At 39.4% G+C, this 14377-nt stretch carries 14 protein-coding genes and 1 pseudogene; 7 read left to right on the top strand and 8 right to left on the bottom strand.

Annotated elements, in window-relative coordinates; all coding sequences use genetic code 11:
- The 5 genes and pseudogenes from ACTQ53_RS14065 to ACTQ53_RS14045 all read right to left on the bottom strand — a co-directional run.
- Positions 1 to 544: pseudogene (locus tag ACTQ53_RS14065) on the bottom strand (hypothetical protein); the annotation flags it as partial.
- Entirely contained in the window at positions 541 to 1083 is a 543-nt protein-coding gene (locus tag ACTQ53_RS14060) for a hypothetical protein (protein WP_441933633.1), read from the bottom strand. The pseudogene ACTQ53_RS14065 and the gene ACTQ53_RS14060, both read right to left, overlap by 4 nt.
- Positions 1084 to 1123: 40 nt before the next feature.
- Positions 1124 to 1360, bottom strand: a complete 237-nt coding sequence (locus tag ACTQ53_RS14055) for a hypothetical protein (protein WP_441933631.1) — start codon at positions 1358 to 1360, stop codon at positions 1124 to 1126.
- A 107-nt stretch (positions 1361 to 1467) separates the two neighbouring features.
- Positions 1468 to 1857 carry a hypothetical protein gene (locus ACTQ53_RS14050; RefSeq protein WP_217761922.1) on the bottom strand — a complete coding sequence of 130 codons (390 nt, stop codon included), beginning with the start codon at positions 1855 to 1857 and terminating at the stop codon, positions 1468 to 1470.
- On the bottom strand, positions 1845 to 2375 hold the full coding sequence (locus tag ACTQ53_RS14045; protein ID WP_441933629.1) for a hypothetical protein: 531 nt from the start codon (positions 2373 to 2375) through the stop codon (positions 1845 to 1847). Before ACTQ53_RS14045 ends, ACTQ53_RS14050 begins: the two co-directional genes overlap by 13 nt.
- Before the next feature lie 351 nt (positions 2376 to 2726).
- Between ACTQ53_RS14045 and ACTQ53_RS14040 the strand changes: the two genes are divergently transcribed.
- The gene (locus ACTQ53_RS14040) at positions 2727 to 2906 is read left to right on the top strand and encodes a hypothetical protein (RefSeq protein WP_441933627.1); all 180 of its coding nucleotides are present in this window, start codon (positions 2727 to 2729) and stop codon (positions 2904 to 2906) included.
- 299 nt (positions 2907 to 3205) lie between these two features.
- Here the strand turns inward: ACTQ53_RS14040 and ACTQ53_RS14035 are convergent, their stop codons facing one another.
- From ACTQ53_RS14035 to ACTQ53_RS14025, 3 genes are read right to left on the bottom strand one after another with little or no spacing between them, the layout of a single operon-like run.
- Positions 3206 to 3757 carry a hypothetical protein gene (locus ACTQ53_RS14035; protein ID WP_441933625.1) on the bottom strand — a complete coding sequence of 184 codons (552 nt, stop codon included), beginning with the start codon at positions 3755 to 3757 and terminating at the stop codon, positions 3206 to 3208.
- Positions 3757 to 3975: a hypothetical protein gene (locus tag ACTQ53_RS14030; RefSeq protein ID WP_441933623.1), complete on the bottom strand. Its 219-nt coding sequence runs from the start codon at positions 3973 to 3975 to the stop codon at positions 3757 to 3759. The genes ACTQ53_RS14035 and ACTQ53_RS14030 overlap by 1 nt, the downstream gene beginning before the upstream one ends.
- Entirely contained in the window at positions 3972 to 4529 is a 558-nt protein-coding gene (locus tag ACTQ53_RS14025) for a hypothetical protein (RefSeq protein ID WP_295348349.1), read from the bottom strand. The genes ACTQ53_RS14030 and ACTQ53_RS14025 overlap by 4 nt, the downstream gene beginning before the upstream one ends.
- A 368-nt stretch (positions 4530 to 4897) precedes the next feature.
- Here ACTQ53_RS14025 and ACTQ53_RS14020 point away from each other — a divergent pair, with 368 nt between their 5' ends.
- The 6 genes from ACTQ53_RS14020 (at position 4898) to ACTQ53_RS13995 (ending at position 14293) form a co-directional block, all read left to right on the top strand.
- Entirely contained in the window at positions 4898 to 6301 is a 1404-nt protein-coding gene (locus ACTQ53_RS14020) for an aminopeptidase C (protein WP_441933621.1), read from the top strand.
- Positions 6302 to 6388: 87 nt separating this feature from the next.
- The gene (locus tag ACTQ53_RS14015; RefSeq protein WP_006849380.1) at positions 6389 to 6883 is read left to right on the top strand and encodes an RNA polymerase sigma-70 factor; all 495 of its coding nucleotides are present in this window, start codon (positions 6389 to 6391) and stop codon (positions 6881 to 6883) included.
- Positions 6884 to 6963: 80 nt separating this feature from the next.
- The gene (locus ACTQ53_RS14010) at positions 6964 to 7932 is read left to right on the top strand and encodes a FecR family protein (RefSeq protein ID WP_349226358.1); all 969 of its coding nucleotides are present in this window, start codon (positions 6964 to 6966) and stop codon (positions 7930 to 7932) included.
- A gap of 188 nt (positions 7933 to 8120) precedes the next feature.
- Entirely contained in the window at positions 8121 to 11642 is a 3522-nt protein-coding gene (locus tag ACTQ53_RS14005) for a SusC/RagA family TonB-linked outer membrane protein (protein WP_441933618.1), read from the top strand.
- Between the two features lie 3 nt (positions 11643 to 11645).
- A complete protein-coding gene (locus tag ACTQ53_RS14000; protein WP_427865636.1) occupies positions 11646 to 13067 on the top strand; it encodes a RagB/SusD family nutrient uptake outer membrane protein in 1422 nt (473 codons plus the stop codon).
- 38 nt (positions 13068 to 13105) lie between these two features.
- Positions 13106 to 14293, top strand: a complete 1188-nt coding sequence (locus ACTQ53_RS13995; protein WP_441933616.1) for a TlpA family protein disulfide reductase — start codon at positions 13106 to 13108, stop codon at positions 14291 to 14293.
- Positions 14294 to 14377 lie beyond the last annotated feature (84 nt).

Genomic DNA, 14377 nt, shown 5'->3' with positions numbered 1-14377 from the left:
AATTGATGGTGTAAAGATACGAAAAATATTCCAGATAACAGCATAAAGCAGAGATTATTTTCGTGAAATATAAACATTTTAAACAGTCCTTACTTTTTAAAGTGGGCTCATCCATCTTGTATCGCATTTGTGGAAACTCACCATCCAGGGGAATGTATGTCATGGACAGTTTGTTGGCAAAATAATCCCAATCTTTTTGAAACGATTCTCCATATTGTGTAGAGCATGCGGAAGTTGTCGTTGTGATGGCTCCTCCTGCATTCAGTAACCAATTTAATCCAACCCAAGTAGCCTCTTGGTCTACTCGTATGGCATTGCCTTGGTAGTCCAAGCTGATAGGCAGGCTGATGTCGCCGCTCACCAATGTATAGATTGGTATAGAGAAAGCCAAGCTGCCAGTATAGTTGCCCACTGGAATGGTGGATATTCTGTCAAAGGCAGCTGCCTCTGGTGACTGTGGGGAGTAATCACGATGATTACCATCCGCTCCGAATGTTGGAGCGGAGAGTATGATGCTGAGTGCTATAAACAATATCTTTTTCATGACTTCACTATATATACTTTTAAACTATTGCCAAGTATGGAGCATTCGAAGTTCCAAACTAAGTCTTTTAAAGTTTCATTTAATTCTTTAATATTATAAATGTTCTTTCTAATTTCGGCACGTTCTTCTTTAGAATAATAGTGCCAAGATAAGTATCTTGCCCAATGTTTTATTGCACTAATAGAGGCTATATTCTTATTTTGGCTAATATAAGTTCCTTCCTTAAAATAAGCAACTATAGTATATGTAGCATCTGTATTGCCTTTTTTCGTTTTTATAATATTTGCATCAATGTTTACTCCATTTATAGTAAGTGAAATATAATAAACATTGTATACTCCACGTAATTTTGTTATGTTGTAAAGTTTATATGGATTGTAAATCAAATATTTTTTTATTTTAGAAATACTCTTTATTCCTAATCTTGGGAATCTAATTTTAGAAACACAAGAAAGAATAGCCTCCTTTTTATCTGTTACTTCTGAGGAAAAAAATGCAACTTTTTGTCCTTGATTGATATCTATTAATATAATGTACATCTATCTATGTCCTTTAGAGTTTCTACTATGATTTTCATCTTTAAAATCCATTCTTTCCTCTGTTGTACCCTTGCGCCTTGTTGATGTTGGAGTTAGCCATCATGACATAGCCTACTCCCTTATATTTGTTGCCAAGGCGAGAATTATAAGTCTTTTCAACTTCTGCCCATGGAATATTATCACCAAGAATCACCCAACGATTAGTCTTGTTCAGATCATCGAAAGATGATTTGAACAAATCTAAAGTAAGGGGGTTATATTGTGAACTATACTTCATAATTATTCTCTTTAACATGACAAAGATACTAATTTTTAGTGAAACAGCCAAATTAAAAGTGTTATAAATATCTAATTATTAAATACTTAATGTTAATTCAGAGAACACTATTTGTTGTTTTTGTACATTTCATCAAGTTTTTTTACCCACATCAAAGTGATGGTATCTTTTGGAGGGATATTGTAGATTTCAACCAAGACATTTCTTAGGTCTTTGTAAGTGGTATCGTTAGGGTGGTATTCATTCATAAGTAAGCCATAGAAAATGTCTTCTTTTTTCAAATGACCGCCAGATAATTCTTTAAGTAATTCATAATCTTTTATGCTCTTCTCTTTAATAATTGCAGATTTTATCTTGTTTATATTCCATTGAGGGACGACTGGTTGCTTTACTCCCAAATTCCATTCAAACTTAGGGCGTGCTTGAAAAATTCCCCCCAAGAACAAACCTATAATGATGCCTAAGGCAATATTATGCATATTTCTTATTTTGTCCATTTTATCTTATAAATTTTGTTTATCTTATTCTCATAGAATTTTGCTTTTCTCTGATTTCTTTCGAATAATATTCCTTTTTCGTAATATTCCTTTAATTGAAAACAAGAACTTGAACTTCCGTTTTTTGCCCCATACAATAAGTAATATTTCATCATTTCAGACAATAATAAAGTGTTATTCTTATTAAAATCTTTAATAATGTCGAAAATATTATAAGAAGCTTCGGGATAAGAATATTTGTCTGCCATAATTAATGCATAATATAAGAGATCTTTAGAACCATTATGAATACTTCCATAATGATATAAGAGTTCCGTATATGAATTCTCGTTTCCATATAGAAGAACAGAGTCTGCGGTAAGTTTAAATTCTACAGAATCCAATATGAATACATTTCTGCTATTGGTAACAATGTATTGCTCATCCGTTTTTGTTGTACTATTTTTAAGCAAAGAAGCATTAAAAAATGAAAGAGTAAATCCCAATAAAATACCTAATACAAGTTTTATTTTTTCCATACATTTATATGATTAGATAGTTCCTTTATTAAAGTTTCCCACCCCCAAATAATAGGGTAAAAATATCAGTTTCTCGATAAAAAGTTGTATCTTTGTAATCGCTAAAGAACAAAAAAAACAACGATTTAAAGAGTAACTGTTATGAATGCAAAATTAAGCAATTTTTCTGAGTTATCAAACATATTAAGTGTTAAAAGATCCTTGCGAATCAATTTAATGGCACTTTTTACCCGTTTTGGACTAGGTCATCTCCTCTGCAAGCTATCTTTGGAGAAAGAAGCTGGTATTCCTGCCGTTCAACTAATCCTGTCTTTGTGTCTGTTTCGCATAGCAAGTGAAAGTATTCACTCTATGTACAAGAAATCATATTACGACTTGTTGACTACTGGCAAGAACTGCTATTATCGAATGATGACGAGAGCTTCCATGGATTGGCATAAGCTCCAAATGGACGCACCAGTAGTTGTACGACAACAAGGTGTTCCCACTAGGCTCGACAGAGGTGCCGACTGCAGTCAGCAGACCTGCTGACTAGGCTCAGCAGGTCTGCCGAGCCTAGTGGCAACAATGGAGAAGTTACTTTCTAGCACCCGGAATGATACTTTCTCCAACCCGAGAAGATACTCTTTCCGACATGGTAAGAAGCTCTTTCCAACTCGTAAAGATGCCTATCCCCCAGCTCTTATCTTTATTCCTTCTTCCTTAATCGATAGAGCGTAACGAAGCCTTCAGCATAAGCCGATGTTCCTCTCTTTCGTTAGCTATGCGAGTCATTTCCTCACATCTTAGGGAAACTCGAACTTCCTGCACGACCTATAACAATATCTTTTTCATGACTTCACTATATATACTTTTAAATTGTTGCCAAGTATGGAGCATTCAAAGTTCCAAACTAAGTCTTTTAAAGTTTCATTTAATTCTTTAATATTATAAATGTTCTTCCTGATTTCGGCACGTTCTTCTTTAGAATAATAGTGCCAAGATAAGTATCTTGCCCAATGTGAAATTGTGGTTAATGGCAATTCTGCTTTGCTTTTGGAAATATAAATTCCACCTTTGAAATAAGCAATAATTAAATTACGTTTAGATTCTGTACTTCCTTGTAGAATGGAAGATACATCCAAAAAATGTACATCAATTATTCTGTTATTTTGGAAAAAGAACATACAATGAAGCCCTTGCATTCTACGAATACAAGCGGAAGATGCAATCCCAGTAAGATATTCTTCCTGTATCTTCTTACGCGCAACAGAACCTATATAAGGAAAACGCAATGTTTTTATCCATTTTAACACTACATTTTTCTCATTTTCAGCTTCTAATATCTCTGTTTTCACAATAAGTCCTGTTTGATAATCTGTTAAAAATAAATATTTTTTCATTAGCGATTCCCCTTCTGATTTCTACTATGATTTTCACCCTTATTATCTTTTATAGAGAAAGCCAGGCTGCCAGTATAGTTGCCCACTGGAATGGTGGATATTCTGTCAAAGGCAGCTGCCTCTGGTGACTTTGGGGAGTAATCACGATGATTACCATCCGCTCCAAATGTTGGAGCGGAGAGTATGATGCTGAGTGCTATAAACAATATCTTTTTCATGACTTCACTATATATACTTTTAAATTGTTGCCAAGTATGGAACATTCTAAGTTCCAAACCAAATTGCGAATAACGCAATTTACGTGGCTTGTCGACTTTAGAACCTTTTCAAACTCATTTTTCTCTTCTTGTGAGAATTCATTCCATTGTATTATGTTTATGCTATCAACTAAAGCATCAAATGGGGAGTTGTATTCTTTCTCCACTTGGAAATCCCAATTCTTATAAAAAACAAATATTTTAAATAAAAATGAAGAATCGCAATTTTGCTCACGTTTAACGATATACAGTTCTATATGGATGCCATTTACTAGATATGATTCATGATAAAAATTCGTCATATAACTTCTGGCATTCATAACATATTGTTTAAATTCGCGCAAATCAAATTTTATATCTTCGATAAGCTTCGTCTTGGATTTAATACCAATATAAGGATAAGAAAGATGTTTTGCCCAACAGAGAAGAAGATTGTACTTGTTTTTACAAGATTTTAGTCCCACTCTTATATCTTGCTGCTCTCCAAATTCGGTTATAATTATATACTTTTCCATTGTTTAATGTCCTTTAGGGGTTCTAATATGATTTTCAATGAGCCCATATTTGTTGTCATCTTGCAAGCCATGCCAACAAAAACAAGCATCGGATTTTTACTTTACCAATCATAGGTTTGTTGTTTGTTGTTATACTATGTGTAGCCAATACGATACTATCGTAATTTTAGCTTAGTATTTCGCTTGCAAATATAATAAAAAACCGTAATGTATTTGCAGAACTCCTTATTAATTAAGAAAAATTTAACTTGTTTTTTTAGAAAATGGCTTTCATTCGTAAGCGTCTTCGCATTTTTCAGCATAAAAGTTTGGAAAGTACGCAAAATAGTGTTATTTTTGCACAAAGAAACAAATAAATATAGAAGATTATGAGAAAAAACGTATTACTGATTGGAGCCATGCTGATGGCTTCCATGTCTATGATGGCGCAGACCAAGGGGGGCGGCATCAGTCAGTCTGCTCTTCAGCAGATGGAGAAGAACCATGCATGTGCTGCACACAAGGCTCTCTTTAATGCTGTTGCTAACAACAACATTGATGACCTGGTAAAGAATCATGCCAATGAGGCTCCTGTTGATACCCATTTCAGCATCGAGACCCCTTCTCAGAGCATTCATAATCAGAAGAGTTCGGGCCGTTGCTGGATGTTTAGCGGCTTCAATGTGCTCCGTTCTAACTTTGCTGTCAACGACAAGCAGGGTAGAGTGGTAGAGTATTCTCAGGATTATCTCTTCTTCTACGACCAGTTGGAGAAGGCTAACCTCATGCTTCAGGGTGTCATCGACCTCGGTAAGAAGAGCATCGAGGATCCTCAGGTGCAGTTCTTCTTCAAGAACCCTCTCAACGACGGTGGTACTTTCTGTGGCGTTGCCGACCTGGCTAGCAAATATGGTCTTGTGCCTATGAGTGCTCAGCCTGAGACTTTCTCCAGCAACAATACTTCCAAGATGAGCCGCCTTATCAGCAGCAAGCTCCGTGAATATGGTCTGGAACTCCGCAAGATGGTAGCTCAGGGAAAGAAAACTGCTGCTATTCAGGCTCGTAAGACCGAAATGCTGGCTCAGGTTTATCGCATGCTCAGCCTTACTTTGGGCGAGCCTGTAAAGGAATTCACTTATGCTTTCCGTGATAAGGATGGCAAGCAGATTGGTGAGGCTAAGAAGTATACTCCTAAGAGTTTCTATGAGGAGACGGTTGGTAAGGATCTCAACGGCACCTTCATCATGGTGATGAACGACCCACGCCGTCCTTATCACAAGACATACGAGGTAGAATACGACCGTCATACCTATGATGGTCATAACTGGAAGTACCTGAACCTGCCTATGGAGGAGATAGCCCAGCTCGCTATCGCTTCCCTGAAGGATGGTCATAAGATGTATTCAAGCTATGATGTGGGCAAGCAGCTCGACAGAAAGCGTGGCTATCTGGCTCTCGATAACTTCGACTATGGCAGCCTCTTCAATACAACATTCCCAATGAATAAGGCTGACCGCATCGCTACTTTCGAGAGCGGTTCTACCCATGCCATGACTTTGACTGCGGTAGATCTCGATGCTGCCGGAAAGCCTGTGAAGTGGAAGGTGGAGAACAGCTGGGGTGCTGACAATGGTTTTGGCGGTTGCTTCATCATGACCAACGATTGGTTCAACGAGTACATGTTCCGCCTGGTAGTAAACAAGAAGTATGCTTCTGAGCAGCTCTTGAAGGAATTCGACCAGAAGCCAACCATGCTGACTCCAGATGATCCTCTGTTCCAGTTGGAAGACTAATAATAAGAATATTCAAAGCCATATATGGTGTATCATGCGCCATATATGGCATATTGTTTCTAGTAATCAACATAGAATTAGGTATAGATGAATAAGCGGGAAGTTTTTGGGCATTTTTTCAAATCATATTATGGTCGATTATATTATTATGCGCTGCAACTTCTGAAAGATGAGGAGGCAAGCCGAGATATCGTGAGTGGCGTTTTTGCTCACGTATGGGAGAATTTCGACTCCTATGACATGCAAACCTTACCAGCCTTCTTGCTTAAAACCGTGAAAAATAAGTGTTTAGACTATCTTCGGCATACAGCTGTTCATGCACAATATGCCGATTACTATCTTCATGCAGTAGATCAATGCTATGAAGATAATGATATCCAGAAAGAACGTCAGCGGCAAGTAGAAGAAATGTTGGATTTGTTACCGGATACTACTCGTCATGTTTTGGAAGAATGTTATCTTAACCATAAGAAATATCGGGAAGTAGCAGATGAGATGAATGTCTGTCAGGAAACGGTCAAGCGCCATATCATAAAGGCCTTGAAACTGTTAAGAGAACATTATCATCAAATAAAAACTTGAAAATAATCAAAAGAATCTCAATTGGGGATGTTACTATTTTGGTAGGTAAAACGTATTATTTTTAGTAAAGAAATAGAAATATGATGAAGCAAACAGATATTTTTAATGATGAGAGTTTACAGAATGACATCCAAGACTTGGTTGCCATAGAACAGGCTATGATACGAAAAACATATCCTCTGCCAAACCTTGACAAGGAGTTGGAGAAGATAGTAGGCAAAGAAAATTCGGATGCCGAAGAGCCTGTGAAACATCAATATCCGATGATGAGAATGCTGATGAGTGCTCTGATGGGCGCTGCTGCTATGTTGGCGATAGTTTTTGTATGGCAGTGGGTGAGCTCCAGGCAGACTATTGATGAAGCTACCGGAAATCGGATAACGCAAAATGTATCTTCTGAACAAGGTATGACAATGCTTCAGACGGCAGATGGTGAGATGATTACTCTGACACTGGCTGATGGCACTGAAGTAAAGCTCAATAGTAATAGTAAGATTACTTATCCCCACTGCTTTAAGGGAGCAGAGCGTATGGTGCATCTTGAAGGAGAAGCATTCTTCAAGGTAAGGCACGACAGTAAGCGTCCTTTTGTGGTGGATGCAGGTGGTGTCTTGACCAAGGACTTGGGTACTTCTTTTAATATCAAGGCTTATCAGGGTAGTGACTGTAAAGTGACTTTGGTTGAGGGAAAGGTGGAAGTCCTGGCAAAGAACAGTCAGCATAAACCTGTGACATTGAATCCGGGACAGCAATATTCCTTAAGTGCAAAGGAGACTGTTTCTGGGCAGATAATTAATGTAAATACGGATGAAACTACCGCATGGGCAGATGGTGTGCTCTATTATCACGACCAGACTTTGGAATACATCTTGGATAATCTTGCAGCATATTATCAGAGTAAGGTGGTATTTAGAAATCCTGCAGTCAAAACCAAGCATCTCGATTTCTCCGCAGATAAGAGTGGCAGTATAGAGGATGCTATAGGACTCTTGAATAATCTGGGAGTTGCAAAGGTTAGTTTTAAGGGAAATACTATATATATAGAATAAGGTATTTAAGTAAATCTTGATGTATCGTCACATCGGCATTTTTGGGAAATTATAATTCCTGAAAATGCCGATGTTTTAGTTTTATTTGTAAGAAAACAAACTTTTTTCATTATTTTTTGAAAGTAGATGTTACCGATTCGCTGTCAGAAACGTATTTTTATTATAGTATTAACGAAAAAGAGAGAAATATGAAAGAAATAAGACGTGTATTCATGTTTGCTGTCCTGACTTTATGGATGGCATTGCCTGTAGGAGCACAGAATGCAAAGAGAGGCATCACGATGTCGCTCGTTAATGAGTCTTTGGCTTCTGCATTGAGAAAAGTACAGCAGGAGTCGGATTATAAGGTGAGTTTTGTGATAGAGGACGTAAATCCCTATACCACAACGGTTCATCTGAAGAATGCTTCTGCCTCAACTGCCGTAAAGCAGATTTTACATGGTAAACCTTTCACTTACTCAGTAAGTGGTAAGTTTATTACCGTCAAGAAGGTTTTGCAACATAAAACTGCAGCTGAAGCTACAGATAATGGAGCTGCCATCCGCCCCCTCTCAGGAACAATTACCGATGAGGATGGAGAACCTATGATTGGCGCTTCTGTTGTAGTGCCTGGCAGTCCTTTTGGAACCGTGACTAATACGGATGGTAATTTTGAGTTTTATATTCCTAAAGGATGTCATGAGGTTACGGTTTCGTATGTCGGTATGAATGACCAGAAGGTAAAGGTGGCTGGTAGGGATCATGTGAAGATTGTGATGTCTGAAAATAAGACCATACTTGGTGAAGTGGTTGTAACGGGTTATCAGACAATCTCTAAGGAGCGTGCAACCGGTGCTTTTACCAAGGTAACAGCTGATGAACTGAAAGACAAGAGGTTGGGTAATCTCTCTACTGTGCTGGCTGGCGAGGTTGCCGGATATAATGACGGCATGATTCGTGGCGTAACCACGATGAATGCCTCTGCTTCTCCTCTCTATGTCATAGATGGCTTTCCAGTAGAGAAAACTAAGTTGACCGGCAATGGAACTGGTGATATTACCGAGGAAATCCCTGATTTGAATATGGATGATATTGAGAGTATTACTGTTCTTAAAGATGCTGCTGCTTCCATCTATGGTGCTCGTGCTGCCAATGGTGTCATTGTCATCACTACCAAGAAATCGGCAGCTAAGGGTAAGACCAATGTCTCTTTCAATGCTTCTCTTACCTGGCATCCTTATTCTTATTATACAGATTATCTCGCCAATTCTTCTCTTGTTATTGACTTGGAGAAGGAGTGGGCTGCGCAGAATCCGAATCTTGCAGGCAATGGAGCTAAGGTATACGCTCAGAATATGTTGGATCAGAAAATCTATACGAGCGCGGGTATCTGCAATATCTTGAATTATTATGCAGGCAATATCTCTGAGTCAGAAATGAATGCTAAACTGACAGATTTGGCTGGAAAAGGTTATAACTACTATGACCAGATGAAGAAGTATGCTAAGCGCGATCCGTTGTATCAGCAGTATAATATGAATATTGTAAACAACTCGGTGAATAATCTCTTCAAGGCTTCGGTCACTTATAAGTATAATACCCTTGAAGATAAGTATTCCAATAATCAGAGTTTAGGTATCAACCTTACCAATACTTCTCATTTCACAAAATGGCTTTCTTTGGATTTAGGTGCTTACCTAAAGGTGGGTGAGGATCAGACACAGAACTACAATGTCCTTTCTCCTGGATATTCTGTTTTGCCATACGATAATTTAGTGAATGCTGATGGCTCTTGTTATACCAAGCCGATGAGTGAGAGATATGATGCAAGTACTTTGGCTATCTATCAGAAGTATGGTCTTTATAATATGGATATCACTCCTTTGGAAGAGCTGGATCGTCAGATTACCACCAACAAGGAGTTGGCTTTACGAACTTTTGCCCGTCTGAATGTACAGATTCTGCCCTGTTTGAAGTATGCTGCTTCCTTCCAGTACGAACGAGCTTCATATCGTGGTGAAAACTGGGCTGATAAAGCTTCTGTGCAGGTTCGGGGTGTGGTAAACGGGTATGCAACCGATAATGGTGATGGCTCTGTCAATTATGTGATTCCTTATGGGGATATCCTGGTTCGTTCAGACCAATATACCTCTGCTTATAACTTCCGTCAGCAGTTGAGTTTTGATCAGACTTTCAAGGATGTTCACAGCGTAACTGCTATTCTGGGCACGGAAACCATCCAGAACAAGCAGGAATTGCATCGAGACAAACTGTTTAACTATGATTCTCAGATGTTAACATCCAATATGGTGAATAATGCTGATTTGTTGAAAGGTATAGCGGGTGTGCTGGGATATAAATCTATGACCGCGACTGATTTGTCTGCTTCTTATGAGAATGTAAACCGTTATGTTTCGGTATATGGTAATGCTGCTTATACTTACGATGACCGTTATAGCTTGACTGGTAGTTTACGATGGGACCGCTCTAATCTCTGGGGAACCAGTTCGAAGTTTCAGAACAAGCCTATCTGGTCGGTAGGTGCCAGTTGGATTATCAGTAAGGAGAAGTTCTTCCACGCAGATTGGGTCAATTATCTGAAACTCCGTGTTTCTGATGGTATTGCCGGTAACGTATCTAAGAATTCTGCCCCTTATATGGTGGCAAGCTATAATAATAACGGGCATGTGGGAGGTACACAGGGATATGTGCAGTCGCGTGCCAATCCGATGCTGAGCTGGGAGAAAACCAATACCTTTAATATAGGTATCGATTTCTCGCTCTTTAAGAACCGACTCAATGGTACTGTAGAGTATTACGACAAGAAGGGTACCGACCTCCTGGCTTCTTCCATGGGTGTACCTACTGAAGGTTGGGGCTACAGCACCTATACCATCAACAATGGCGAGATGTACAATCGTGGTGTAGAAATTTCCCTGAGTGGTGAGGTTCTGCGTACCAGGGATTTCTCATGGAGAGCCAATATGACTTATGCTTATAATAAGAATGAGGTGACTTATGTAAATGTAAAGGCGCCGGTTTATATTCTTCAGTTGGATTACCCTTCGGCTTATCCTATTATCGGCAACGAATATAATGCAATCTATGGCTATAAGTGGGCTGGATTGAGTGAAGAAGGATTGCCACAGGTGTATAACGAGAATGGTGAGAAGGTAACTAATCAGCCAACGACATTGGATGCCATCTCTTACATGGGTACTACCACTCCTAAGTATAGTGGATCTTTCGGAACCAGTATCAGCTACAAGGATTTCGATTTCAGTATGCAGTTCCTTTTTGCGGGTGGTCATAAGATGCGCAATGCCAATCCTGCTTTCCTCACTTGCAGTTATTCCAGCGTAGGATATATCTCCAATATTGCGGGAGCTAGTGCCGGACTTGCTAATCGTTGGCAGAAACCAGGTGATGAGGCTTATACCAATGTGCCAAAGGCTGTTTTTGCCGAAAGTGGTTTGTCAGCATCTTCTTTGTATAGTACTTATTTTTATTCTGATATCAATATCCTTGATGCCAGTTATATTCGTCTGAACAACATTTCTCTGGCTTATCATTTGCCAAAGTCGCTGTGCCGTTCGCTCTATATGCAGAGTGCCCGTGTTCAGGCTAATGTGGAGAATCCGTTCTTCTGGGCAAAGACCAAACAGGCTAAGTACCAGCTGGGTGGTTATAATGCCACCAACTATGTGTTAGGCATTTATCTCAACTTTTAAATAATGAAGAAAATGAAACAGAAATTAGTATATATGGTGTTGTTGCTGGGCATGGTTATGGGACTTGCCTCTTGCGATAACTATCTCAATATAGAACCAAAGGGCAAACGCATCCCTAAGTCGCTCGCCGACTATGAGGCTTTTCTCCGTTACGAGTATGGTACTCATCGCATGCCGGTTTTGCAAACGTGCTATTTGCTTAATGATGAATATCTCACCAATTCGTATGCCAGTTATTATCCGATGTATAAGGCTAACTACAATTGGGAGGAGGAAACCGATCGTGCCTATTGGAACTCTGCAGATGAGAGTACTTATTATGTGGCTTATGGCACTATCAATACCTGCAATCTGATATTGGAAGATGTGCCTAATACAACAGAAGGTACTGAGAAAGAAAAGGCTGAGGTGATGGCATATGCCAGAGTGTTGCGTGCGATGAACTATTTCAATCTCGCTAATTATTATGCTGATACCTACGAGCCTTCAAATGCTGCCAGTAAGTTGAGTGTGCCTCTGATTACAAGCAGTCTTCAGAATGCTCCTTATCATCAGGCCACCATTCAGGAAATCTATGAATTCATTTTGAATGATTTGAACACGTCGGTAGCTGATCTTCCAGATATGGGTACCACGCTCCTCCATCCGGGCAAGGGAGCTGCCTATGCTATGTTGGCACGTACCTATCTTCAGATGATGAACTATGAAAAGGCGTTGGAGTTTGCTGATAAGGCTCTTGCCATTAATGATAAGTTGGTTGATTGGGTTGGATTCTATAATGATAATAAGGGTGTGATAGGCCAAGAGGGTGTTTATCCTTCTTTGAAAACGCCATTGGGATTTGATAGCCAGGACTGTTATAATTTCAATTATGCCGATAATAGTTCCAACTATGCATCTGCGATATTCAAGATACCGGTAAATCGTGCTGCCGGATTCGAAGAGGGAGATGCTTATTTCTTGAGCAATTGGAAACTAAGAACGATGGGTGCAGAAACTTATTATCAGGGGTTGACCAATGGCTATATCAATCTTGCTGGTATGAGAACCGTGGAGCAGTATCTTATCAAGGCTGAATGCTTGGCTCGTAAGAAACAGTTGACAGATGCTATGGATGTGCTCAATGAGGTGCGTAAGACATATATCCTTCCAGAGAAATATCAGCCACTATCGGCGTCCTCTGTGGCAGAAGCTATCCGGTATATACGTCAAGCTAAGGATAATCAACTTATCTTCTCTATTGTGCCGTTTGGCGATGCTCGTCGCTTAAATGCTGAAGGTACCTATGCCCGCACGCTGACAAAAGAGATAGATGGCAAGCAGATAAGTCTTGCTCCATCCTCTCATCTCTGGACCTTCCCATTCCCTAAGGGAGCCATTGATAATCCTGGCAACGGAAGTTTCGTACAGAATGTGGAGAAGTAATGAACGTTAAAATAAATCTTTCTAGTAATTGTACAAATATGATTTTTAAAAAAACAATTTTCTCATTGGCATTGGCGCTCATCTCTGTGATGAGTGCTCATGCTCAGAATGCAGACGAGTGTATCATTGATGCAATCTTGAATGGTGTGCCTGATGGTACGGAAATGGAAGCCGTCCTGGCTGCTACCCATCGTAATGAGAAACCTCTCGCTAAAGGTGTGGTAAAGGGTGGAAAACTTACTTTAACCATCCCTGTTACAGAGGCTCGTTTTATCGGTGTCGGTCCAAGAAACGGTGTTTTCACTTTTAGTCTGATGACCAAAGGTGGCGAAAAAGTGCAGGTGTCTCTCGATGCCAAACCCATCAATGATGGGGTGAACACAGGTTTTTATACCAGCAATGTAAAGATTTCTGACAGTGCTATGAACGATGAATATCAGACAAAAATCGGTTCAGTGAGGGATATGCTTGATAAGATGTATAAGGATATAAACGATAAGCATAAAAAATTGATTGCAGAACAGAGCAAGGCTTACCAGGCAAAGGATAAAGCTAAGATGAAAGTTTTGGAAGATAGTGACGAGAGAAAAGAGATGGCTACCGAACAGAAGAATTTCTTTGATACGGTAGAGTCTTCTTATGGAAAGTTGTATTCAGACAACAAGGATTCCTGGTGGGGACCTTTCGCCATGCTTTGTACCTTGAACTATTTCACCAAGGAAAACTCCAAGGAATGGAATTCGTTCTCAGAAACTGCTAAGAATAGCTTCTATGGAAAGTTGCTCAACGAGCAGATTAATCCAAAGGGACTTACAGGTGAGACTTTGCCTCAGTTCGAACTCCAGCAAGTTGATGGTTCTAAGGTGAGCATGGCTTCTTGTGTAAAGGGAAAGAAGTATTATCTGGTTGATTTCTGGGCTTCATGGTGTGGACCTTGCCGCAAGGAAATTCCTAACCTCAAAAAACTTTATGAACTGTATAAAGGAAAGGGACTGGAAATAGTAAGTGTTTCTATCGATAAGAATGAAACTGCTTGGAAGAAAGCGCTTGCTGAGGAGAAACTTTCTTGGCCTAACGGACTTGACCGTGCCGGTATAGCTGATTCTTATAAGGTAAAGTTCATTCCTGCCATCTTCCTGGTAGATGGTACTACAGGTGAGTGTATTGCTGAGAATATCCGTGGTACGGAATTGGCTGCAAAGTTGGCTGAACTATTCTCGAAATAAGATATTTAGACGAAAAGTTTGGCTAAAGTGCTCCATTTATATAAAGATAAACCGTATTTTTTCGATAATATCGTGAAATACGGT

This window comes from Prevotella sp. Sow4_E9_plate, assembly GCF_052116205.1.
Classification (GTDB): Bacteria; Bacteroidota; Bacteroidia; order Bacteroidales; family Bacteroidaceae; genus Prevotella.
Note: the sequence above shows the minus strand (reverse complement) of the source record. Positions and strands in the feature narration are given on the sequence as shown.